This window comes from Bartonella sp. HY406, assembly GCF_025449315.1.
Lineage (GTDB): Bacteria > Pseudomonadota > Alphaproteobacteria > Rhizobiales > Rhizobiaceae > HY038.
The window spans coordinates 70,908-93,043 of the sequence record NZ_CP104893.1 but is presented as its reverse complement, the minus strand read 5'-3'; the positions used below and the strand labels follow the sequence as shown (position 1 = coordinate 93,043).

Annotated in this window: 24 protein-coding genes; 9 read left to right on the top strand and 15 right to left on the bottom strand. The window is 40.5% G+C overall.

The annotated features are described in order from the left end of the window. Positions 1-6: 6 nt before the first annotated feature. From pobA to N6B01_RS00365, 6 genes are all read left to right on the top strand, one after another. Positions 7-1,179 (top strand): 4-hydroxybenzoate 3-monooxygenase, encoded by a 1,173-nt coding sequence (pobA, locus tag N6B01_RS00390; protein WP_262079383.1) that lies wholly within the window; start codon positions 7-9, stop codon positions 1,177-1,179. 95 nt (positions 1,180-1,274) lie between these two features. Continuing rightward, a complete protein-coding gene (locus N6B01_RS00385; protein ID WP_262079382.1) occupies positions 1,275-2,447 on the top strand; it encodes an ABC transporter substrate-binding protein in 1,173 nt (390 codons plus the stop codon). 227 nt (positions 2,448-2,674) lie between these two features. Beyond that, complete coding sequence (locus N6B01_RS00380; protein WP_262080681.1) at positions 2,675-3,541, top strand: branched-chain amino acid ABC transporter permease; 867 nt, start codon at positions 2,675-2,677, stop codon at positions 3,539-3,541. Beyond that, positions 3,538-4,572 (top strand): branched-chain amino acid ABC transporter permease, encoded by a 1,035-nt coding sequence (locus tag N6B01_RS00375; protein WP_262079381.1) that lies wholly within the window; start codon positions 3,538-3,540, stop codon positions 4,570-4,572. The genes N6B01_RS00380 and N6B01_RS00375 overlap by 4 nt, the downstream gene beginning before the upstream one ends. Further along, positions 4,569-5,318: an ABC transporter ATP-binding protein gene (locus tag N6B01_RS00370; protein WP_262079380.1), complete on the top strand. Its 750-nt coding sequence runs from the start codon at positions 4,569-4,571 to the stop codon at positions 5,316-5,318. The genes N6B01_RS00375 and N6B01_RS00370 overlap by 4 nt, the downstream gene beginning before the upstream one ends. Beyond that, positions 5,315-6,031 (top strand): ABC transporter ATP-binding protein, encoded by a 717-nt coding sequence (locus N6B01_RS00365; RefSeq protein ID WP_262079378.1) that lies wholly within the window; start codon positions 5,315-5,317, stop codon positions 6,029-6,031. Before N6B01_RS00370 ends, N6B01_RS00365 begins: the two co-directional genes overlap by 4 nt. A gap of 115 nt (positions 6,032-6,146) precedes the next feature. On the opposite strand, the gene N6B01_RS00360 is transcribed toward N6B01_RS00365, so the two are convergent. The 7 genes from N6B01_RS00360 to N6B01_RS00330 all read right to left on the bottom strand — a co-directional run bounded on the left by N6B01_RS00360 (position 6,147) and on the right by N6B01_RS00330 (position 10,589). Next, complete coding sequence (locus N6B01_RS00360) at positions 6,147-6,434, bottom strand: DUF2312 domain-containing protein (protein ID WP_182418376.1); 288 nt, start codon at positions 6,432-6,434, stop codon at positions 6,147-6,149. 279 nt (positions 6,435-6,713) lie between these two features. After that, positions 6,714-7,493, bottom strand: coding sequence for an N-formylglutamate amidohydrolase (locus N6B01_RS00355; protein ID WP_262079377.1), 780 nt, complete (start codon positions 7,491-7,493; stop codon positions 6,714-6,716). A gap of 57 nt (positions 7,494-7,550) precedes the next feature. Beyond that, the gene (locus tag N6B01_RS00350) at positions 7,551-8,024 is read right to left on the bottom strand and encodes a YcgN family cysteine cluster protein (protein ID WP_262079376.1); all 474 of its coding nucleotides are present in this window, start codon (positions 8,022-8,024) and stop codon (positions 7,551-7,553) included. A 273-nt stretch (positions 8,025-8,297) separates the two neighbouring features. Beyond that, complete coding sequence (gene ykgO, locus N6B01_RS00345; RefSeq protein ID WP_182419567.1) at positions 8,298-8,423, bottom strand: type B 50S ribosomal protein L36; 126 nt, start codon at positions 8,421-8,423, stop codon at positions 8,298-8,300. A gap of 306 nt (positions 8,424-8,729) precedes the next feature. Then, positions 8,730-9,803, bottom strand: coding sequence for a 5-(carboxyamino)imidazole ribonucleotide synthase (locus N6B01_RS00340; protein WP_262079374.1), 1,074 nt, complete (start codon positions 9,801-9,803; stop codon positions 8,730-8,732). 2 nt (positions 9,804-9,805) lie between these two features. Next, positions 9,806-10,303, bottom strand: coding sequence for a 5-(carboxyamino)imidazole ribonucleotide mutase (gene purE, locus N6B01_RS00335; RefSeq protein ID WP_262079372.1), 498 nt, complete (start codon positions 10,301-10,303; stop codon positions 9,806-9,808). A 79-nt stretch (positions 10,304-10,382) separates the two neighbouring features. Beyond that, on the bottom strand, positions 10,383-10,589 hold the full coding sequence (locus N6B01_RS00330; RefSeq protein WP_182418371.1) for a YdcH family protein: 207 nt from the start codon (positions 10,587-10,589) through the stop codon (positions 10,383-10,385). Between the two features lie 307 nt (positions 10,590-10,896). On the opposite strand from N6B01_RS00330, the gene N6B01_RS00325 reads away from it, so the two are divergent. After that, a complete protein-coding gene (locus tag N6B01_RS00325; RefSeq protein ID WP_371739635.1) occupies positions 10,897-11,067 on the top strand; it encodes a YdcH family protein in 171 nt (56 codons plus the stop codon). A 115-nt stretch (positions 11,068-11,182) separates the two neighbouring features. On the opposite strand, the gene N6B01_RS00320 is transcribed toward N6B01_RS00325, so the two are convergent. From N6B01_RS00320 to rph, 8 genes are all read right to left on the bottom strand, one after another. Next, entirely contained in the window at positions 11,183-11,830 is a 648-nt protein-coding gene (locus N6B01_RS00320) for a hypothetical protein (RefSeq protein WP_262079370.1), read from the bottom strand. A 338-nt stretch (positions 11,831-12,168) separates the two neighbouring features. Further along, entirely contained in the window at positions 12,169-13,185 is a 1,017-nt protein-coding gene (locus N6B01_RS00315; protein ID WP_262079368.1) for a hypothetical protein, read from the bottom strand. A gap of 63 nt (positions 13,186-13,248) precedes the next feature. Continuing rightward, positions 13,249-13,992, bottom strand: a complete 744-nt coding sequence (locus N6B01_RS00310; RefSeq protein WP_262079367.1) for a hypothetical protein — start codon at positions 13,990-13,992, stop codon at positions 13,249-13,251. Positions 13,993-14,304: 312 nt separating this feature from the next. Beyond that, positions 14,305-15,303, bottom strand: a complete 999-nt coding sequence (locus N6B01_RS00305; protein WP_262079366.1) for a hypothetical protein — start codon at positions 15,301-15,303, stop codon at positions 14,305-14,307. Between the two features lie 28 nt (positions 15,304-15,331). Continuing rightward, positions 15,332-16,330, bottom strand: a complete 999-nt coding sequence (locus N6B01_RS00300; protein ID WP_262079365.1) for a hypothetical protein — start codon at positions 16,328-16,330, stop codon at positions 15,332-15,334. A gap of 34 nt (positions 16,331-16,364) precedes the next feature. Further along, on the bottom strand, positions 16,365-17,510 hold the full coding sequence (gene hemW / locus N6B01_RS00295) for a radical SAM family heme chaperone HemW (protein WP_262079363.1): 1,146 nt from the start codon (positions 17,508-17,510) through the stop codon (positions 16,365-16,367). After that, positions 17,510-18,154: a non-canonical purine NTP pyrophosphatase gene (locus N6B01_RS00290; RefSeq protein ID WP_262079361.1), complete on the bottom strand. Its 645-nt coding sequence runs from the start codon at positions 18,152-18,154 to the stop codon at positions 17,510-17,512. Before N6B01_RS00290 ends, hemW begins: the two co-directional genes overlap by 1 nt. Positions 18,155-18,156: 2 nt before the next feature. Further along, positions 18,157-18,879, bottom strand: coding sequence for a ribonuclease PH (rph, locus tag N6B01_RS00285; RefSeq protein WP_262079360.1), 723 nt, complete (start codon positions 18,877-18,879; stop codon positions 18,157-18,159). 388 nt (positions 18,880-19,267) lie between these two features. On the opposite strand from rph, the gene hrcA reads away from it, so the two are divergent. Both hrcA and N6B01_RS00275 read left to right on the top strand, forming a co-directional pair. Then, on the top strand, positions 19,268-20,338 hold the full coding sequence (gene hrcA, locus N6B01_RS00280) for a heat-inducible transcriptional repressor HrcA (protein WP_182418359.1): 1,071 nt from the start codon (positions 19,268-19,270) through the stop codon (positions 20,336-20,338). Positions 20,339-21,085: 747 nt separating this feature from the next. Further along, positions 21,086-22,087, top strand: coding sequence for a substrate-binding domain-containing protein (locus N6B01_RS00275; protein ID WP_262079358.1), 1,002 nt, complete (start codon positions 21,086-21,088; stop codon positions 22,085-22,087). Positions 22,088-22,136 lie beyond the last annotated feature (49 nt).

Sequence of the window (22,136 nt, the reverse complement as noted above, 5' to 3'; positions counted from 1 at the left end):
GGAAAAATGAAAACGCAAGTTGCCATAATTGGCGCAGGTCCTGCAGGTCTTTTGCTTGGACAATTATTGCACAAGCAAGGCATTGATACTTTAATTATCGAGCGCAAGTCGCCGCAATATGTGCTATCTCGCATTAGGGCTGGTATTTTGGAAGATGGCACAAGAAAACTTATTCATGAAGCTGGCGCAGGTATTCGCATGGAGCTGGAGGGCCATGTGCATTTTGGTGTTGAGCTTGCCTTTGATGATGATGTTCACCGCATTGATTTTAGCGAAACAGTACATAGTTCAGTAATGGTTTATGGCCAAACTGAAGTCACCCAAGATTTAATGAAAGAGCGTAAAAATTGCGGTGCGCCTAGCATTTATGAAGCTGATGATGTCATCATTGAAAATTATCAAGGTGATAATTGTCGCATTAGTTTTAAAAAGGATGGCGTCACCCATCAGGTTGAAGCCGATTTTATTGCCGGTTGCGATGGTTTTCACGGTGTTAGCCGGCGCACTGTGCAAGCAAAAATAGTTGAATATGAACGCCTTTATCCCTTTGGCTGGCTTGGATTATTAGTCGATGAGCCACCAATTGCCGAAGAATTGATTTATTCCAATAGCAAGCGTGGTTTTGCTCTTTGCTCGCAGCGCTCTCTCACAAGAAGCCGCTATTATTTGCAAGTTGCCTTAACCGATCATGTTGAAGATTGGACTGATGCTGCTTTTTATGATGAATTACGCCAGCGCATACCACAGAAATATGCTGATAGGTTACAAGGCGGCAAAAGCCTTGAAAAAAGTATTGCGCCCTTACGTTCTTTTGTTGCTGAACCTTTACGCTTTGACCGGCTATTTCTTGCCGGTGATGCCGGCCATATTGTACCTCCAACCGGAGCTAAGGGCTTAAACCTTGCCGCAAGTGATGTACGCTATTTATGGCAGGCTTTCACTGAATATTATATTGAAAAATCCAATGCTGGCATTGATGATTATTCAAAAAAAGCTTTGGCGCGCATTTGGAAAGCTGAACGTTTTTCTTGGGCAACAACCATGATGATGCATCGTTTTCATGAATCGAGTGCCTTTGACCAAAAAATGCAACGCACCGAGTTTGATTATCTTGTGTCTTCAAAAGCGGCACAAAAGGCTTTTGCAGAAAATTATACAGGTTTACAAAGTTTAGATTGAATGAAATGCTTGTGAGAGCCAAGCAAGAAAATTCAAACAAATAATATGGCAAGGAATGAGGATCAATTACTGAAAATAAAAAATTGGGAGGAAACATGAAACGCTATTTTACTGCATTACTGGCAGGCCTTAGTCTTATGGCGGGCACGGCTTATGCTGATACGATTAAGATTGGTATTATCGGACCATTTTCTGGGCCTTTTGCGTTGCAAGGTAAAAATTTTAAAGCAGGTATTGATACTTACATTGCTGAGCATGGCAATAAGATCGGTGATGATACAATTGAAATTATCTATCGTGATGTGCCAAGTGCCGATCCAGCCAAATCAAAATCGCTTGCGCAAGAATTAATTGTGCGCGAAAAAATCCAATATATTGGCGGTTTTTTCTTTACCCCCGATGCCATGGCTGTCACCCCCTTATTAAAACAGGGCAATGTACCGATGGTTATTATGAATGCCGCAACTTCCAGCATAACCACCCAAAGCCCTTATGTGGTGCGCACATCTTTTACCTTGCCGCAAGTGGTAACACCGCTTGGCCAAGTGGTGATGAAAAAGGGCGCCAAGAAAATCATTACAGTTGTTAGTGATTATGGCCCCGGTATTGATGCAGAAAAAGCCTTTATCACCGCTTATCAAAAGGCAGGTGGCGAGGTTGTTTCTTCCTTGCGCATGCCGCTTGCTACCAATGATTTTAGTCCAATTATGCAACGCATCAAGGATTCAGGCGCCGATGGTGCCTTTGCCTTTTTACCTGCTGGTCCAACCACTCTTGGCTTTATGAAAGCCTATGCCGATAATGGTTTGAAGAATGCTAATATTGCGCTCTTTGCCCCCGGTGATTTAACGCAAGAAAGTGATTTACCTGCCTTAGGTGCAAGTGCGCTTGGCATGTTTACCACTTTCCATTATGCAATTTCCCATGATTCACCCGAAAATAAACGCTTTGTTGAAGGTGCACAAAAAGCCATTGGTAACCGACAAGAATTATCTTTCACCGCTGTTGGCGCCTATGATGGCATGCATGTCATTTATAAAATGATTGAAGCGACCAATGGCAAAAAAGATGCGCAAAAGGCGGTTGATGCGGTAAAAGGCATGGCATGGATAAGCCCACGAGGGCCTGTGTCAATTGATCCTAATTCTCGCCATATTACCCAAAATATTTATCTGCGCGAAATTGCCAAGGATGATGCAGGACAGTTTTACAATAAGGAAATCGAAACCTTTGAAAAGCAGGGTGACCCCGGCTTGGAGCAGAATTAGAGAGTTTTTTGAAAAGTGTGAAGCGGTTTTCGGATAAAAATGCGGTGTAAACAATGCATTAGTGCGCTGATCTCATCCAATCAGATCGAAATGCGCTCTAATTGTAAAGAAACAGTTTCATCATCAGTTAGAGCACGCCTAACTAAAATGCTAAAATGGCTGGCTCTTATATTTTGTTGTGCGTGTAAAATGACTTTTATCATATAATCCATAAGGGGAAAGATGTGTTGCAAACAATAGCAAGCATCGGTGTTGATGCATTTGCCTATGGAACGGTTTTATTTATCATTTCCATTGGCCTATCACTCACTATGGGCTTAATGCGTGTGGTTAATCTTGCCCATGGTGCTTTTGCTATGATAGGCGGCTATCTTGCCGCCTATGGGGTCAGCGAACTCCATTTAAACTATTTTGCGGCAATGGCATTGGCGATTTTTGTGACAATTTTGATTGCCATTCCGCTTGAGCATTTTTTATACCGCAGAATTTATGATGCGCCTGAACTCACCCAAGTGTTAATGACCATTGGCATCACCTTTGTGATTATCGGTATCACCAACTATCTGGCTGGCCCGACATTAAAAACCATTGCCATACCAGAATTTTTGCAAGGTTCGGTTGATATTGGTTTTCGCGTCATTGCTGCCCAGCGGCTATTTGTTATTGCCTCTGGCATGATTATTGCCCTTAGTTTGTGGTTGTTAATTGAGCGTACGCGTTTTGGCATTAAGCTGCGTGCGGCGGTGGACAATGCCGATATGGCACAAATCTTAGGCATTAAAACCCAAACTATTTATACTTTAAGCTTTGCCCTTGCTATTGGTCTTGCTGCCTTTGGTGGCATTATTGGCGCGGAATTATTGCCGCTTAACCCCTATTATGCCATGCGCTATATGGTAACGTTTTTAGTGGTGGTGTCTATTGGTGGTGCTGGATCAATACCGGGAGCTTTGATTGCCTGTCTTTTACTTGGCGCGATTGATACAACTGGCCGCTATATTGTACCTGAATATGGCGAATTTTTCTTCTATCTTGCGGTGATTATCATTGTCATGTGTTTTCCGCGTGGTCTGGTTGGAAGGATGAAAAGATGAGCGATCATAGATCAAAAGATATCCCATCGCCGATAATGCAAGAGGCTGAGATATCTCGTTATAAAGTGCCAAAACGCTTAGATTTTGCAACCCCAATCGCTCTTTTTCTTATCCTTAGCATAGGATTTATTGGTTTTTATGTCTTTCCTGACAATCTTGCATTATTGACGCGCATCATATCCATTGCACTATTGGTTTTATCGCTTGATCTTATTACTGGCTATTGCGGTATTGCAACCCTAGGCCAAGCAGCTTTGTTTGGCACCGGTGCTTATGCTGCCGGCATTGCTAGCGCCCATTTTGGTATTTATGATCCTATTTTAATGACCCTTATTGGCCTTATTGCTGGCGCATGCGCCGGACTTATATCGGGTGCAATTATTCTTCGCGCCCATGGGCTTGCCCAACTCGTACTCTCTATCGCAGTGGTGCAATTATTTCATGAAATTGCCAATAAAGCATCGCAATGGACGGGCGGCAGTGATGGGCTTGGCGGCATTAGTGTTGATCCGCTTTTGGGTATTTTTGAATTTGATCTTTGGGGGCAAACAGCGTATTTATATGGCTTATTTTTGCTTGTCCTCGTTGTTTTTATACTTATTTTCATTGTGCGCTCGCCCTTTGGGTTATTATGTCAAGCCATCAAGCAAGATCCTGTAAGGGTTGAGGCTATGGGGGCATCCATCCGCTCCAATCAATTACGCATGTATATTATAGCAGGTAGCGTTGCTGGCATTGGCGGCGCTTTAAATGCTATTTCAACGCAAGTGGTTGGTCTTGATAGTTTAAGCTTTACCCTATCAGCAGAATCCTTGGTTATGTTGGTGGTTGGTGGTACTGGCTCACTTTATGGCGCACTCATCGGCGCGGTTACATTTTTATGGTTTGAACATATCGTCTCGGCTGCCAATCCCTTTTATTGGCTTACCATCATTGGCGCAGTGTTAATTGCTGTGGTGCTTTTTGCCCCGCAAGGACTTTACGGAAGTTTTCAAAAAATCTTAAAATTGGTGAGGTTAAAAAAATCATGACGGCGATTTTTGAGGTTTCTGGTCTTTTAAAAAACTTTGGCGGATTAGCCGTTACCAATAATGTCTCACTGTCCATGCAAAAGGGTGACCGCCTTGCCCTTATTGGCCCCAATGGTGCAGGTAAAACAACTTTGGTCAATTTGGTAACTGGCCATTTAAAACCAAGCGCTGGTGCGGTTATTTTGGCTGGCGAAGATATTACCAATGCTAAAATTACTAATCGAGTACGTAAAGGCTTGGTGCGGAGCTTTCAGGTAACGCGATTATTTAAAGATATGACACCAGAACAGCATATTGCTCTTGCGCTTATGCAGCATGAAGGCAAAACCAATCGCATCTTTGGTAATTATCGCTCAATGTCGCATATAATGGACGAAACCTATGCAATTCTTGCCAAGCTACGCCTTGATAGTCTTGCTTTACAAAAGGTTGCTTTTCTTGCCTATGGCCAGCAACGTTTGCTTGAAATTGCCATTAGCCTTGCCATGCATCCCAAGGTTTTGCTGTTGGATGAACCTGCCGCTGGCGTGCCGCAAAGCGAAACGGGTTTAATTGAAGATGCGCTTGCAAGCCTGCCCGATGATCTTGCTGTTTTAATGATCGAGCATGATATGGATCTGGTTTTTCGCTTTGCAAGCCGCGTTATCGTTTTGGCAGCAGGCAGCGTTATTTTTGATGGATCTCCCCAAGATGTCATTCAAGATAGCCATGTGCGAACTGCTTATTTGGGGAGTTATGCACAATGACCGCCTTATCTTTAACCGTTAGTGGGCTGAATAGTGGCTATGGGCAAACCCGTATCATTGAAAATGTGAGTTTTGAAGTGGCTAGCGGCTCGCGCCTTGCCATTCTTGGTCGCAATGGTGTTGGCAAAACAACGCTTTTTGCAAGCCTTGCCGGTTTTACCCGCCATTATAGTGGCACAATAAAATTAGGGAACAGAGATATTAGCAAAATTAGCCCAAGTGAGCGTGCACTGGCTGGACTTGGGCTTGTGCCGCAAACTCGAGATATTTTTCCAACGCTAACCGTTGAGGAAAATTTGATTGCTGGTCTTAAACAACGGTCAAAAACCGCAATTGAAGAAGCCTATGCGCTTTTCCCAAGATTGAAAGAACGGCGTAATAATATGGGGGAGCAATTATCGGGCGGCGAACAACAAATGCTATCAACCGCAAGAACTATTTTGGGCAAACCAAAGCTATTATTGCTGGATGAACCGCTTGAAGGCTTAGCGCCAGTTATTTGCGATGAATTAATGACGGCATTTAAAAAAATGGCGCAAAGTAATGATATGAGCATTTTGCTGGTTGAGCAAAGGATTGAAACAGCATTAGAATTTGCCGATCGTTTACTGATTTTAGAGCGCGGTCAAATTGCTTTTAAAGGCACGCCGCAAGATTTGAAGCAAGATCCCACCATTATCGAAACCTTGCTTGGCGTTGGTGGTTTGCATTAGAGCGTCAATAAGCACCGTTATTTTTTAAAAAACCAAATAAAAAGCCCATTGATTGCAATTTGATTATAATTGGAAGCAATGGGCTTTTTTGAAAAAATATTAAATGGCACAGACCCTATGGCATGCCTAAAGCATCTTTATAAAGCTGAAGCATTGCTTCTTCTTCCTGACGCTCATTTTCTTCCTTTTTGCGCAAACGAATAATTGCCCGCACTGCCTTGGTATCAAAACCAGAACCTTTACATTCGGCATAAACATCTTTGATATCATCGCTGATGGTTTTCTTTTCTTCTTCAAGGCGTTCAATACGCTCGATAAAGGAACGAAGCTGACCAACAGCTACCGCTTGTGTTTCATCTAAAATATCACTCACGAGACTCTCCACATTGGTGAATTTCAACATAATAATCTTGCGCTAAAAAAGCACAGGAAACTTTTTATAAAGTTAATCAATCAAAGCTATGTCGATTAAATACACAGCAAATTTTCATTGCCTCATCAAAGCTTTTATCAGAAGCTGACTATTGGCAGCATTGTTAAAGCATGGTCGATTGTAGCCGCTTTGATAATGCTCAAATTTGGTTTCCTATTAGCCAAAATGCTGGCATTTGTAAAATTTTAAACGCTAAAAACTGTCATATTAAGGCTTATGCACATTTTTGAAAAATCTAACTTAGTTTATTTAATAGGCACGCGTACCAAAATGCTGGACTTCGTGCATTTCTTTGCGACTATTTAAATCAATAAGCATTGGTGCTAATCGCTCCGCCCAAGCGTGAACGCCTGCTTCATCAACGATGAGGTCTTGGCGAATCTCAATCAAAATATGGGCATAGCCATTTTTTGTGCCATTTTTATAAAGCGTATCATTAATTAATGCGCCATCATAAGGTTCATTATCACCCACAACAAGATCACCTTCCTGACGCAGCATATCAAGAAGCGGCAGGGCTGCACGCCCATCCTTATCCCATAATAAGCCAATTTGCCATGGACGGCTTTGACCGCGCCATTTGGGGGTAAAGGAATGAAGCGACACAATAAATGGCGCTGTTTGGCTTTCAGTGGCAATGGCGGATAATTCATGGACAATAGCGTCATGATAAGGGCGATAAAATTGATTAATGCGCTTTTGCCGCTCTTCTTCGCTTAACGGATAATTGCCAGCAATGGTCGTACCATCTGATAATTGCATGATAAGGGTTGGATCATCCTCACCGCGATTGGGGTCAATTAAGAGTCGCGAAAAACCGCTCATTAAAGCTGGAACGCCAAGTTTTTTCTGCAAAACTTTTAAAAGTGGCTCCACACCAATATCATAAGCAATGTGACGCTCAAATTCTGATTTTGGCAGACCAAGTGCGCCATATTCATCGGGTAGATCACGTCTTGCATGATCGCCTAATAAAAGCATGGCCTTCGAGCGATCAGCTTCTATTTTATGAAAGGGTAAAAAGCTCATTCTTATTCCTGCTTGATTATTCCCAATTGTCAAAAGCTGTGATGACAGTAATAGAATCTATGAAAGATTTTTATAAATGATTTCCGTCACATATTGCAAATAGTCTTCAGGATCATGTAATTCATCTTCATGAACAAGCACTTTACCGCGCACTGAAATGCCAGCCTCATGAATGGTTTCACGGCTACCAGAAACAAGATGATGCCACCATTCAAGATCCTTACCATCGCTAATCAAGCGATAGGCGCAATTATCAGGCAGCCATTTTACCGTTTCAATAATTTCTTGGGTTAGCTGGATACAATCAGGTACAATAGATTTTCGGCTTGGATAATTATTGCAAAGGCAGGTTTCACCATTTAACAGCTTGCAGCCAACGCTGCTATTATAAATATCACCGCTGTCTTCATCTTCAAGCTTATGCATGCAACACCGCCCGCAACCATCACAAAGCGATTCCCATTCGGCCTTGGTCATTTGGTTGAGAGTTTTATATTGCCAAAAAGGTATTTCTGTAGTGCTGTGTTTCATAAAACAACCGATGCAAAATAAAAACTATGCAATAATATATAGGTAGGGCATGGCAAAAAAATAAGCCTATGAGGCCTTTTATTCATGCTCATCATGCTATTTACAACAAATATAATGTGGCAATAAGCATTTTATTAAAAGCCAAAAAGCAATTGATAATAAGGCTAATTCTGTCCCATTAAAACTAAAATGGCCCACTCAAAGAGCAGGCCATGATAATTAAAATGCTTGCTGGTTTACCCAATATCTAAATGATATTGACCAGCCACACAATTAACCCTGACGGGCTTTAAAGCGTGGTGCAGTCTTATTAATGATGTAAATACGACCCTTGCGGCGAACCATACGGTTGTCGCGGTGACGGGCCATAAGCGCTTTAAGCGAATTCTTAATCTTCATATCAATCACCGTTTTTTGCAACCCGTCGCCGGGCATAACACAAAAGCCCCAATAGGGGACTCTTAAAATCTGCTGTCTGATAAACTGTAAAGTGCCTATTTGTCAAGCCTTTCCCCGTAAAGATTTTGTTTTTACGAGGCATTTGCTTTAATAAACAGCATTTTTGCCGATAATACAAATTTGCTCATACCGTTTTAACCCTCGTTGGTTGCTGTTAAGAATCATTTCAATGATTTAACAATCAAGAGAGCCGCCTAATGACTTAAGACATTGGCTTTGGAAATTTGGTCAAGCTCGTTTCAAATATCAAGAAACAAGCCGCGTAAAATGCCCCATTTTGCGCCCTTCACGAACTTCGCTTTTACCATAAAGGTGAATTAAAACATCCGGTTCACTCAATAATTGTGGAAGACGCTCTACATCATTGCCAATAAGGTTTTCCATCACACAATCGCTATGGCGCTTTGGGTCGCCTAACGGCAAGCCAGCAATGGCGCGGATATGTTGCTCAAACTGCGATATAACGCAGGCAGCCTCGGTCCAGTGGCCGGAATTATGCACACGCGGTGCAAATTCATTGGCAATCAAACTACCATCCGCCAAAACAAAAAACTCAACTGCTATAACGCCAACATAATTTAGCGCATGGAGCAAAGTCTCAACATATTGGCGAGCTTGATTGGCTGTGTCATCAGAAATGGCTGCCGGAATGGTAGAACGGCGTAAAATGCCATCGCTATGACGATTTTCAGGAATGTCGAAGAATGCAACCTTGCCATCTTGCGAACGCGCCGCAACGACTGAAATTTCGCGGCTAAAATCAACAAAACCTTCAAAAATGGCCGGTTGATTGCCAATATCTGCCAAAGCGCTCTCGGCTTCTTTTTCATCTTCACTGGAGATCCGCACTTGCCCTTTGCCGTCATAACCAAAACGGCGGGTTTTTAAAATGCCCTTTCCCCCGCAAGCAGCAATTGCCGCCAAAAGTGAAGAAAGATCATCGACAGGGCGCCAAGGTGCAGTAGTAATTGCACATTCATTGAGATATTTTTTTTCCAAAAACCGATCTTGAGCAATTTCAAGCGCAGCTGGGTACGGTGCGATAGTGTGATTTTGCGCCAATTTATCAATGGCTGCCACCGGAACATTTTCAAATTCATAAGTAATAATATCGCATAATTCGCCAAGGCGATTTAATGCAACTTCATCATCAAAGGAGCCAATAATCACATCATTGGCACATTGCGCTGCAGGGCAATCGCTTTGTGGATCAAGAATAATGGTTTTGAAACCAAGCCGTGCTGCCGCCATTGCTAACATGCGCCCAAGTTGTCCACCGCCAATAATACCAATAGTGTCGCCGAGTTGTAGTTTTTTCATCCTTACACCTCGTCTACCGGAAATTCAGCAACGCTGGCGGTTTGACTGGCGCGCCAAACATCAAGACGGTTAGCAAGATCCTCATCATAAACTGCCAGCATAGCAGCACATAAAAGTGCTGCATTTACAGCGCCAGGCTTACCAATAGCAAGAGTACCAACTGGAATGCCAGCAGGCATTTGCACGATGGATAAAAGCGAATCTTGTCCTGACAATGCTTTTGACTGCACTGGCACACCAAAAACTGGTAAGGGGGTCATTGCTGCTGTCATGCCGGGCAAATGGGCAGCACCGCCAGCACCAGCAATAACCGCTTTAAAGCCCGCCCCCTTTGCGCCCTTGGCAAAAGAAACCAGACGATCTGGTGTGCGATGAGCGGATACAATGCGCGCCTCATAGGAAATATCAAGCGCGTCAAGCGTATCGGCTGCGTGTCGCATTGTTTCCCAATCTGATTGGCTACCCATGATAATGGCAATATCTGCATTGACCTCTGACATCGACAATTTCCTCTTTATGCGTTGTTAGGGATGGAATAAGCAAGAAGTTTAAAGTTAGGTTGCAATCTATTTAATTGCATCATGCAATAATATCAGGAATGATCTGGTCTTCCAGTTTTTGCAATTGATCCTTAATTGCCAATTTTTTCTTTTTTATACGTTGAATTTGCAGCGGATCGCAACCTTGTGCGCTCATCGCATTTATTGCAGCATCAAAATCAGCATGATCTTGTTTTAAACGGGCAACAGCGAGCTTCACTTCAACTTGTTCTTGTTCAGAGGCCATTTTTTTCCTGCTTTTTAAAAGCGACTGTTAAAGGTGGCATTACTTAAATTTCAATTAAATGATAGCCAATAAGCATTTTTCGCAATAACCGGTCACCATGTTTTCGCGCGCATGTTAGCACAATTTTACAGGCAATCAAAACATGCTTTTAGCAATCAAGGCAATATTTGCAAAAAAAGATAAATAAATAAATTTTAATGCACATCCCCCTTGATCAAAATTTAAAAATCCATAAATCTAAAAGGTAAGCAATAATTATTTATTGCAACATAGTATTTAAAGAGTTCAACAAAATGGAGGTACTATAATGACCATATCTGCACATCTTGAAGCATTGGAAAAAAAACATGATGCTTTAGAGGCTGAAATTAAGACAGCTAGTAATGCTCCATCCGTTGATGACCTTGTGGTCGCTGATTTAAAGCGCAAAAAACTCTTAATCAAAGATGAAATTGAAGCTCTGCGCAGTGAAGCTTAAAACATTTTTATCAATAAATCGAAATTATTTCTGATAATATAAATATTTGAGCGCCCTTGGTTTAATCCTATCAAAGGAGCGCTCTTATTTTATAGTTCAACAGATATGAACATTATTAGTTATAGATAATATTTAGCGCATCTAATTGTTTTCGGGCGGCATCAGCTTCTATATAGGTTTCCATTAAACGCATCATTTTACCCGATGATAAGCCTTCAAAACCCAAAGCGGTTACGGCAACTCTATAGATTGATTTATCAAATAAAGTTCCTGTTATTTTTGGTTTTTTCTCCAAAAAACGTTGTTTATCTTCAAGTGTTTTTGCAATCTTAAATTCTATAATGTGTGACATGAAACTAAAGGTTGTCATATTAAGGTTTACGAGTAAATTCCAAGGAATAAATTTATTGCCCCTTGGCAAAATAAAACCTTCAGGGGTTAAGGTAATAACCGGCTTGCCCTTACCCAACATATTTCTAAAACCTTTAAATAAAACAACGATACTTATAAGAAAAAGAAATATAGAAATGCCAGCAAAGCCATATTTAGCGTTATCCTCAAGAGGTTCATCTATATAAAACATAATTATAAATATTCCAATTGAAATGGCTAGAAAAATAAGACCTGAAAATATAGCTATAATTGGAACAATAACACGCCCGTGCCGAATAGGACGCACTTCATTTGCTTGGCGTGCAATATTCTTTAAAGCTATAATTTCTTGTAGCGTAAAGTCATTTTCTTCCAAATCACGGTTTTGCATGGGATAGGTTTCCAATTTATAAAAAAGATATTTATATAAAATATTTTAATATATGCAATTGGATTGTATATGTTTACTCAAATTTTATTTATAATTACTCTATAATAATATGTATTTCATGCTAAACCTAAAATCAATTAAGTTATAATCAAACCAATACTCATTCCTGCTCATTTTTCTAAATTATCAACAAATTACAATCACAAGGTGCTACCATTTAATTACGATGAGAATGCCTATCAGCAGCGTAAGATATAACTTATTGACGATTGGCAAGTAATATTTCATCTCAAAATCGTTATCTTATAAATTTGATCATCTACAAAAAACACGAAATCCTAATTTTTCGGCGGATTAAATATTTTTTGGATTTTTGTCTCTGGTTCCTGATCTATGAAATCGCTTATTTGTTGCAATTTTTTAGGGTGCTGTGCAATCCATTGCTGATAGGCCTTTATATTATTAAGCAGCTTATTTTTATTTTCCTTTGATAAAGCAAGCTGTGTTAAATTATAATCTAATAAAAGGCCGCCGCCATTACCCTGCGGTTGAATGGCAACACCAATTGTGTGTTCTTCATCCAAAAAAATAGGCTCTTGGCGCCTTTTTATGAGAGTAAAAGGCCCAGCATTTCGTGCTTTATATGTTAAAGCCAGAGCTAAAGAGTTGGGTACAATTATCAAAACATCGCTGTAACCATCGCGCTTTAAACCATAAAGGTAATAAAATGTACCGCCCCAACGTTTATCAACCCTATCAATTTTGACCGCACAAATATGTACCTTATTTCGCGTAAGCCGATGATAACAAAACCGACACCAGACACTTGCCCCCCACAAGCCAAGTAACACCATACTACCCATAAATATATAAATGGCCAGAAAAGCAACTAAACGTGTTTTTAACGTATCAATACCAACTTGAATTGTAATTTTATTAGGGTCATTGACACTTCTTACAACAGCAGATTTTCCGCGTAATGCAAAATTATCAGGAGTTAGAAAATCATATAAAGTAAATGGGTAGTCATCAAATTTACCTTTATACTTCTCTACTAAAATTCCATCTTTTTCAAAGCTAAAACCACATTCAATAAGATGATAATTACTTTGCCTACATCCATAATCAGCCTGTAATTCCGGAACGACCTCATAATTTTGAGAAATGACCCAATCTGTCCAAATATGCTTGAGAGGAAGATACCCATTGAATACGACAATAGCTAAAAAAGTCCCGCCAAAAAATACAGTCCAAAATATTGCTATGCCGGTAAAAAACCAAGTACCAGGATATTTTAAACGAATTTCTTTAACCGGTAGCTCTATATCTAAACTATTATCTTGTAGGTCATTCATTAGTTTGTCGCTTTTATATTCTAACTATTTATTGCCCCAATATATAAGGTAACTCAAAATCACTTATTGTTTAGGTGGGTTATAAGTTTTTTCAAGCTCAGTTTCTGGCATATTTTCAATATAAGCATCAAATTTCTGCAATGCTTCAGGGTTCTGGGCAATCCACGTCTGATAGGTTTTAATGTTGGTCTGTAATTTTGCTTTATCCTGTTTGGATAAAGCAAGCCGCGTTAAATTATAATCTAATAAATAACCACCACCTGCTTGCTTGGCTTCAATAGCTAACCCAAATTTTTGTTCTTTACTTAAAAAAATGGGTTTTTGACTTTTTCTTATCGGATTATTCGATAACTGCGTGCGTAGTGGCTTTGTAAAAACCCAAGTGTTAGGTGTCGGGTTTATTTTTAAAGCCTCAAGCACTTCAGCTTTTGTCAAACCATAATATGAGTAAACTCTACCAAGCCATCTATCGTGATATCCAACAATTTTGACGACTTTTAATCGGACATCATTAGGCACACTGCGCCAATATAAAACCCGCCACCAAATATATAGCCCCCAAAGGAAAACAGATAATATTATACCCCAAACAAGTTTTTGACCTAGAAAAGTTAAAAACCTTATTTTTATAGTCTCAACACCAAAAATAAAAGATACTTTAGTTGGGTCATTAACACTTTTTATCATTGGTGAATCGCCGGATAAAGAAAGGTTATCGGGAGTTAAAAATTGATACCAACTATAAGGATTATGTTCTCTGCGGTAATTTAATTTTTGTTCATTGCGCTGACCTAAATTAAATATCACACTACAATTTTTTATGTCACCTGCATTACCGACATCATCCCAACATTGATATCTAGCATAGCTATCTGGAATTATTTCGTAATTCTGCGAAACACGCCAATCATTTCATAAGCGTTTAATGCCAGCGTAACTACCCTCAAAAATTAAAAACCATATTGCTAACGCAGTAAAAAGCGTCCAAAAAGACAATACTAATATAATGATCCAATTCGTTCCGTATTTTAACCTAATTCTCTTTTTAGGTAACTCTATATCAACAGTATTATCTTGTATTTCACTCATTGCAACTGTCACCCTAACTACTATAGATATTTATCTAGTTTTTGGCTTTGCGTCGATTGCCTCACTTAATTGTTGCAATTTTTCAGGATGTTGAGCAAGCCATTGTTGATAGGCTTTAATATTGGTAATGAGCTTTTCCTTGTCCTTTTTTGATAAAACAAGATAGGTCAAATTATAATCCAGCAGATAGCCGCTACCAGCTTGCTGCGCTTCGATGGCAACACCAATGGTTTGTTCTTTATCTAAAAATATAGGCTCTAACCCGTTACGCAATTGCGTTGCTGCCAAGGCATGCCGCATAGGGTTTGGCATAACAATCGTAACTGATGAAGGCAAATATCTTATACCGCTAGCAGCAATAGATGGGCTTAAGCCAAAGAAGTGGTAAACTTTTCCCTTACCTTCAGCTACATAAATCGAAGCAATTTTGACTGCTTTCAGCTTCACATTATTGGGGAAACGCCGCCAATAATAAATTTCCCACCATATATAAAGCCCATAAAACCATACGGCTATAAATGTAAATTGAAACGCTTTTGTTATCAACAGACTTAAAAAACGTATTTTTACTGTTTCAATACCAAATAAAAAACTGGTTCTACTTGGATCATCAACACTCCTAACCATTGGAGATTTGCCTTCCATAGACAAATTCTTCGGCGTTAAAAAAACTTGCCAACTATAAGGATAATCTTCAAAACCATCTCTTAATTTTTCTTCTTTATACGGGTTACCAACATTGAATATAACACCACAATTAACATAATCTAACAGACTCTCATATTCGTTACAGCCAAAACCTGCATAAGCATTTGGAATAAATTCATAATTTTTTGAAACAATCCAATCATTCCATAAACGCTTAATTGGATAATAGGAACCTATAATAACAGGTCCAATTAAAATTAGACAAAAAGACAAAGTCCAAAAAGTTAAAACAAGTATAATCCCTAAATTGCTTCGATAGGTGAGCCGGATTTTTTTAACCGGCAATTCTATATCTAAACTATTGTCTTTTAGCTCACTCATTACTTTGCCGCCCTTGCTTTTTAAGCATTTATCTATTTTTTGGCTTTGCGTCGATTGCCTCACTTAATTGTTGCAATTTTTCAGGGTGCTGTGCAATCCATTGTTGATAGGCTTTAATATTTGCAACAAGTTTTTGTTTGTCTTGTGGTGATAGTTTTAGCCACGTTAAATCATGATCAAGTATATAACCGCCGCCTGCTTGCTTTGCTTCAATCGCAACAGCAATTGTTTTCTCTTCATCTAAATAAAAAGGCTGCTTATCTTTTTTAAAAGAAGTAAATGAAGTATTAAAAGCAGCAAGATTTATTAAAATACCGGTTGAAGAAGAGGGTAAAGTCCGCATATTCATAGCAAGTATTGATGGGCTTAAGCCATAATAATGATATAATATATTTTTTCGTCGGCTCTGCGTTACGTCAACAATTTTTACTGCTTTTAAACATACATCATTGGCAACACTGCGCCAATAATATATGCGCCAATAAAAAAACAAGCCGAAAAACCAAGCAACGAGAATCAAAAATAGTAATAATTGCCAAGCAAAATAAGTTAAAAAACGTATTTTAATTGTTTCAACGCCAAAAAGAAACGTTGTTCTATTGGGGTTATAAACACTACGGATCATTGGTGATTGTCCCTCTAAAACCAAATCATCCGGTGTTAAAAAATTAAACCAGCTATAAGGATAATTCTCAAACCTAATATTGAGCTTTTGTTTAAGCGAGGGAATATTTTCATAATATGTAACGCCGCAAGTTATGTATCTTGGACCCCCTCCGTTATCCCAACAAGAATAATCAGCATAAGCATTAGGAATGGTTTCATAATTTCTAGAAACAACCCAATCATTCCATAAGTGTTTCATAGGGTGATAACCACCAATCAAAAATGGTCCAAAAAACAATAACAAAAAAAACAGCGCCCAAGGTAAAACGGCTAAAACAATAGCCCAGTTGGTAAGATAAACCAGTTGAATTCTTTTTGCGGGTAACTCTATAGGTAAAATATTCCCTTGTATTTCACTCATTGACCATCACCCTTATTTTGATTTTTTGAATCATTTAAGCGGCAAGTTTTCCAATAATATGGTCAAGCAAAATGCGCCCTTTATCGCTAGCGCGTAAGCGGCTATTGCCAACCATTTCAATAAGGCCATATTCTTGTAATTCAGCCATCACCTTATTATCAAGCGGCTTTCCGCGCAAGGTTTCAAGCGAATGGATATCTAGCCCCTCATAAAGGCGAAGCCCCATAAGCAGCATTTCATCGGCTTGATTATCTTTGGTTAAATATTCTTCCTCAATAATACCGTGGCCTTTTTCTTCAACCAAATCGCACCATTTTTCTGGCAGTTTTTCGGTTATTGTAACCGTGCGCTTATCACCTTCAATAAAACGACCATGCGCACCAGGGCCAATGCCTAAATATTGCTGATAGCGCCAATAAAGTAAATTATGCTGCGATTCAGCCCCCGGCACCGCATGATTGGAAATTTCATAAGCGGGCAAACCACGCTTAGCCGTTATATTTTGGGTAATGTCATAAAGCAATGCCGCATCTTCAGGCTCTGGCAGTTTTAATTTTCCTGCTTCATAAAGGCGCTGAAAGGCAGTGCCTTCTTCAATAGTTAATTGATAAAGCGATAAATGATCGGCAGCAAGGTCAATTGCTTGATTTAACTCACTCTCCCATGATTGCGGTGTTTGATTGGGGCGAGCATAGATAAGATCAAAAGACAGGCGCGGAAAAATATCACGCGCGAGGCCAATTGCATAAATGGCTTGTTTAACATCATGAATACGACCAAGACGTTTTAGCTCTGCATCATCAAGCGCTTGCACACCAAGCGATAAACGGTTAACCCCAGCGCTTTTATAAGCACGGAAACGATCTGCCTCGACACTTGAGGGATTGGCTTCCATCGTAATTTCTGCCCCATTTTCAATTGTCCAATGGCGGGCAACTTCATTTAATAAATGGGCAACGGTTTGCGGCTCCATTAAGGATGGCGTGCCGCCGCCTAAAAAAATACTGGTAATGGTTTTATGGCCAATACGTTCGCGTAATGTTGCCATTTCACGCGAAAAAGCCGCACGAAAGCGCGGCTCATCAATACCGCGCATCCGTACATGGCTATTAAAATCGCAATAGGGGCATTTGGCCGCGCAAAACGGCCAATGGATATAAATGCCAAAAGGCTCGCGCATTAATCTTCCAGCATATTTTCGGCAAAAAGTTTAAAGGCACGGGCACGGTGCGACAGCGCTTCACTATCACCTTTTTTCCAACCATGTTTTTGGGTGGCCGACATTTCACCAAAAGTGGTATCAAAACCTTCGGGCTGAAAAATTGGATCATAGCCAAAACCTTGATCACCACGCGGTGGCCAAACAATTATGCCTTCAATTTCCCCACGGAAATATTCGGCATGACCATCAGGCCAAGCAAGGCAAAGCACACTCACAAAGCGGCCATGACGCTGCTCATCACGCACTGCGCCTTTTTCCTGCAAGGCAGTTTCCACCTTTTGCATAGCATGAGCAAAATCACGGCTACCATCGGCTTGAATAGCCCAATCAGCCGTATAAACACCCGGCTCTTTATTAAGACTATCAACTTCTAAACCAGAATCATCTGACAAGGCTGGCAAGCCAGTTGCTTTTGCGGCAGCAAATGCTTTGATATAGGCATTTTGCTCAAAAGTAGTGCCCGTCTCCACAGGCTCAGGCAAACCAAGCTCACCGGCTGATTTGGTATGAAAGCCAAATGGACCAATAAGCTCGGCAATTTCCTTTACCTTGCCCGCATTATGCGTGGCAACAATAATGTCTTTTGTATCTAGTGTACGCATTTTTAAGCCTTGGCAATTGCCTGTTTTTGCAATTCAACCAATTGGTTGATGCCATTACGGGCAAGCTTTAAAAGACTGTCGAACTGGTCTTGTGAGAAAGGCTCACCTTCAGCAGTGCCTTGAATTTCAACAATACCGCCCTTGCCAGTCATAACAAAATTGGCATCTGTTCCAGCAGTTGAATCTTCATTATAATCAAGATCAATCATTGGCTCGCCGCCAATAATACCACAGCTAATCGCCGCAACATGATCTTTCAATACGCGCTCAACGCGAACGATCTGGCGTTTTTCCATCAAAGCAAAGCAATCATAAAGTGCGATGAAGCCACCGGTAATAGCTGCGGTACGAGTGCCGCCATCAGCCTGCAATACATCGCAATCAACGGTAATTTGCATTTCACCCAAGGCTTGCAAATCAACAACAGCGCGCAATGAGCGGCCAATAAGACGCTGAATTTCAAGCGTGCGACCACCTTGCTTACCTGATGACGCTTCACGGCGCATACGGTCGTTGGTTGAACGTGGCAACATGCCATATTCAGCTGTTATCCAACCTTTACCTGTATTACGCATCCAACCAGGAACGCGCTCTTCCAAGCTTGCCGTACATAAAACATGGGTATCGCCAAATTTAACCAAACATGAGCCTTCAGCGTGCTTATTGACCCCCCGTTCAAAAGAAATTGGTCGCATTTGATCATTGGAACGGTTGGAATGACGCATGGAAAAGGCCTTTCTAATTTTATGCCACGAAAGATATTAAAAGATGCAATTCATAAGAACTTGATCTTTCATCGGGCACGGGGACAATATAAGATATAGCTGCTTTCATAAAATACCAAAAGCAGATTTTCACGTTTAAACTATTAGACTTTGAAATTAAATAAACAAATACGTATTTTGATTTTTTTTTCAATTTTTATCATGAATTGACTATATTGGTGTGGACAATTGTAATCGTTTGCTTTTGCTTTTTATAAATACATGACCACTATCAATCATTTATAATTATTGATCCTATATTTTAAAATAGCTATATATAAAGCAATGTATTTATGCGCTGCTTTTAACCGCGCTTAAAGCGAACAAAAAGGTTTTGGGTTTTAATATCATGTCATCGGTTTTTGATACAATGGGATTGGGTGAAATGGATGAGCGCTCTCGCGAGATTTTTCGCCGCATTGTTGAAAGCTATTTAACCGATGGCGAACCGGTAGGCTCACGTAATTTATCCCGCAATTTAACATCGTCCTTATCGCCTGCTACTATTCGCAATGTTATGAGCGATTTGGAACAATCGGGTCTTATTTATGCGCCGCATATTTCCGCCGGTCGGATGCCAACCGAGCTTGGCTTACGTTTTTTTGTTGATGCTTTTATGGAAGTTGGTGATTTACCGGCTAATGAACGCAAACAGATTGAAGAGCAAGTGCATGCTGCGGGTTCCAGCCAGTCAGTTGAACAATTTTTAACCGAGGCAAGCCAAGTGCTTTCTGGTCTATCGCGCGGTGCGGGGCTTGTTTTAGCAACTAAATCCGATGGATCATTAAAGCATATTGAATTCGTGCGCCTTGATCCGCGCCGCGCTTTAGTTGTACTGGTTAATCAAAATGGCGAAGTTGAAAACCGCATCGTAGAATTGCCAGAAGGCGTTACCCATTCACAATTAGCGGAAGCCAGTAATTACCTTAATGCCCACATTAAGGGACGAAGCTTAAACGAAGTGCGTGATGATATTGCCCGTGAACGTGATGAAACACGTGCCAATCTCGATACGCTTTCCCAACAATTGGTCGATAATGGCCTTGCCGTTTGGGGCGGCGTCAGTGCTGATATGCCAGCGCGCCTTATTGTGCGCGGCCGCGCAAATTTATTAGAAGATATTCACGCCAAGGAAGATATCGAGCGTTTACGCAATTTGTTTGATGATTTGGAAACCCGCGATGGCATGGTGCAATTGCTTGACCTTGCCGAGGAAGCATCGGGCGTGCGTATTTTTATCGGCTCTGAAAATAAATTATTTTCCCTATCAGGTTCATCGGTGGTGGTTGCGCCTTTTCGTGATAGCAATGAAAAGGTCATTGGTGCTTTAGGCGTTATTGGCCCAACACGACTTAATTATGCGCGTATTGTGCCGATGGTTGATTATACCGCCCAACTTGTCTCACGCTTATTGCGTTAAGTTAGCCAACAAAAACAATTAGCGGCAGGACATATTAATTTGAACGAAATGGTATGAGTAAATTTTTGTAAGAACCTAAGGATTAAATGCAAGAAGAGCCGCCGAGACGAAAATTTTCAAGGGGCTGTTCTTTTCTAGAAGGTGCAACCTTTTGCATTGATGCAAATAGCGCCCTTACGCAACAAGCGAGGAATAACCACCATGGGGCAGGCGGTTGCGATTGATCTTGGGGCCAATAATTAAACGATGATTAGACAGATGTTTTGCAATCACATTCAGATTACAACCCAAAATATGCAAATACTGAATTTGTGATCTTTCTTCACCCCCCATGCGAATAAGATGTCATGGCAACACTCTGGGTCGGTAAAGTGAGCAATCCCATATTGCTCAGGAGTGTTGCACTTCAACTTGGAACTCGCCTTTTTCATTAAGAACTTTATCGTTATAATAGAAACTTTAGACAATCCGAAAATACTTTTGATAAATAGCAATATCACTATCAAAAACTAAAAATAGTTTAAATTCAGATAGATCTGATTGTAATTAATTTTCAATCGTTAATATATTATTTACAAAAGCTGATATCAAACCCCTTACAAAACAGCATTATCCTCCTGTCCTTCTTGACATATTTCTACTTTCCTTATAATTGTAATTTTGTAAAGTTAAGAAAGTTTATACGTATGGAGGTGCGATACCTGCTTTGCAAATCTCACTTTCAAAAGCCATATTGGGAGATAGGTTATGAATCGGAGAACAATACTTAAATTACTCACCAGCATCACACTTGCTGGCATTATCGGCACTTCCTCAGTAGCACTGGCATCAGAAACAAAAACCATGGTTGTTGTTGTCAAAGAAGCCGGCATTCCATGGTTTAATATTTTGAACCAAGGCCTACAAGAAGGCGGGAAGGAATTTAATATCCATGCCTCAATGGTTGGACCTGCACAGGCTGATCCTGCCCAACAGGTCAAATTAATTGATGATTTGGTTGCTAAAAAAGTTGATGTTATCGGTCTTATACCTCTTGATGTAAATGTGACCGCTCAAGCAATCCAACGCGCGCGTGATGCTGGTATTGCTGTTATTACCCAAGAAGGTGACACACAAAAAAACAAAACTTGGGATCTTGAATTGATGAGCGCCAAGTCATTTGGTGAAGCGCAAATGAAGGCCCTCGCCCGCGAAATGGGTGAAGAAGGTGAATATGTTGTTTACGTAGGCACACTCACCACAACCGGCCATAATCAATGGGCTGACGCAGCTATTGCTTATCAAAAAGCGCATTATCCTAAAATGAAGTTGGCAGCAGATAGGTTTCCTGGCGCTGATCGCATTGATGAAGCCGCTAAAGTTACCCAAGCCGTTATCCAAACCTATCCAAATTTAAAAGGCATTCTTTCAATGGGTTCAAATGGGCCTATTGGTGCTGGTAATGTTATCCGCCAAAAGAAGCTACAAAAGAAAATCGCCATTGTTGGTACGGTCATTCCATCACAAGCGCAACAAATGATCATGACTGGCGTGATTAGGGAAGGCTTTTTATGGAATCCCAAAGATGCCGGCTATGGCATGGTAGCTCTTGCTCGTATGGTGTTGGACGGCAAAAAAATTGAAACGGGTATTTCGATCCCTCGACTAGGCGATGCGGTTGTCGATGAAAGCAATAATACTGTTCAAGTAGAACAAATTCTATCTATCAACAAGGAAAATATCGCTGATCTCGTTAAACTGGGTCTTTAATCAACGTGGATTAGAACTCGTTTTAAACTGTAGTCATCGCAGCGATGAC

Excerpts from the sequence above, each read along its gene's own strand:
- N6B01_RS00315 (WP_262079368.1), bottom strand. The coding sequence starts at position 13,185 with ATGAATGACCTACAAGATAATAGTTTAGATATAGAGCTACCGGTTAAA.
- N6B01_RS00275 (WP_262079358.1), top strand. The coding sequence starts at position 21,086 with ATGAATCGGAGAACAATACTTAAATTACTCACCAGCATCACACTTGCT.
- N6B01_RS00350 (WP_262079376.1), bottom strand. The coding sequence starts at position 8,024 with ATGAAACACAGCACTACAGAAATACCTTTTTGGCAATATAAAACTCTC.
- hrcA (WP_182418359.1), top strand. The coding sequence starts at position 19,268 with ATGTCATCGGTTTTTGATACAATGGGATTGGGTGAAATGGATGAGCGC.
- N6B01_RS00300 (WP_262079365.1), bottom strand. The coding sequence starts at position 16,330 with ATGAGTGAAATACAAGGGAATATTTTACCTATAGAGTTACCCGCAAAA.
- N6B01_RS00320 (WP_262079370.1), bottom strand. The coding sequence starts at position 11,830 with ATGCAAAACCGTGATTTGGAAGAAAATGACTTTACGCTACAAGAAATT.
- hemW (WP_262079363.1), bottom strand. The coding sequence starts at position 17,510 with ATGCGCGAGCCTTTTGGCATTTATATCCATTGGCCGTTTTGCGCGGCC.
- pobA (WP_262079383.1), top strand. The coding sequence starts at position 7 with ATGAAAACGCAAGTTGCCATAATTGGCGCAGGTCCTGCAGGTCTTTTG.
- N6B01_RS00385 (WP_262079382.1), top strand. The coding sequence starts at position 1,275 with ATGAAACGCTATTTTACTGCATTACTGGCAGGCCTTAGTCTTATGGCG.
- N6B01_RS00330 (WP_182418371.1), bottom strand. The coding sequence starts at position 10,589 with ATGGCCTCTGAACAAGAACAAGTTGAAGTGAAGCTCGCTGTTGCCCGT.
- rph (WP_262079360.1), bottom strand. The coding sequence starts at position 18,879 with ATGCGTCATTCCAACCGTTCCAATGATCAAATGCGACCAATTTCTTTT.
- N6B01_RS00355 (WP_262079377.1), bottom strand. The coding sequence starts at position 7,493 with ATGAGCTTTTTACCCTTTCATAAAATAGAAGCTGATCGCTCGAAGGCC.
- N6B01_RS00365 (WP_262079378.1), top strand. The coding sequence starts at position 5,315 with ATGACCGCCTTATCTTTAACCGTTAGTGGGCTGAATAGTGGCTATGGG.
- N6B01_RS00305 (WP_262079366.1), bottom strand. The coding sequence starts at position 15,303 with ATGAGTGAGCTAAAAGACAATAGTTTAGATATAGAATTGCCGGTTAAA.
- N6B01_RS00325 (WP_371739635.1), top strand. The coding sequence starts at position 10,897 with ATGACCATATCTGCACATCTTGAAGCATTGGAAAAAAAACATGATGCT.
- N6B01_RS00375 (WP_262079381.1), top strand. The coding sequence starts at position 3,538 with ATGAGCGATCATAGATCAAAAGATATCCCATCGCCGATAATGCAAGAG.
- N6B01_RS00360 (WP_182418376.1), bottom strand. The coding sequence starts at position 6,434 with ATGTTGAAATTCACCAATGTGGAGAGTCTCGTGAGTGATATTTTAGAT.
- N6B01_RS00290 (WP_262079361.1), bottom strand. The coding sequence starts at position 18,154 with ATGCGTACACTAGATACAAAAGACATTATTGTTGCCACGCATAATGCG.
- N6B01_RS00340 (WP_262079374.1), bottom strand. The coding sequence starts at position 9,803 with ATGAAAAAACTACAACTCGGCGACACTATTGGTATTATTGGCGGTGGA.
- purE (WP_262079372.1), bottom strand. The coding sequence starts at position 10,303 with ATGTCAGAGGTCAATGCAGATATTGCCATTATCATGGGTAGCCAATCA.
- N6B01_RS00370 (WP_262079380.1), top strand. The coding sequence starts at position 4,569 with ATGACGGCGATTTTTGAGGTTTCTGGTCTTTTAAAAAACTTTGGCGGA.
- ykgO (WP_182419567.1), bottom strand. The coding sequence starts at position 8,423 with ATGAAGATTAAGAATTCGCTTAAAGCGCTTATGGCCCGTCACCGCGAC.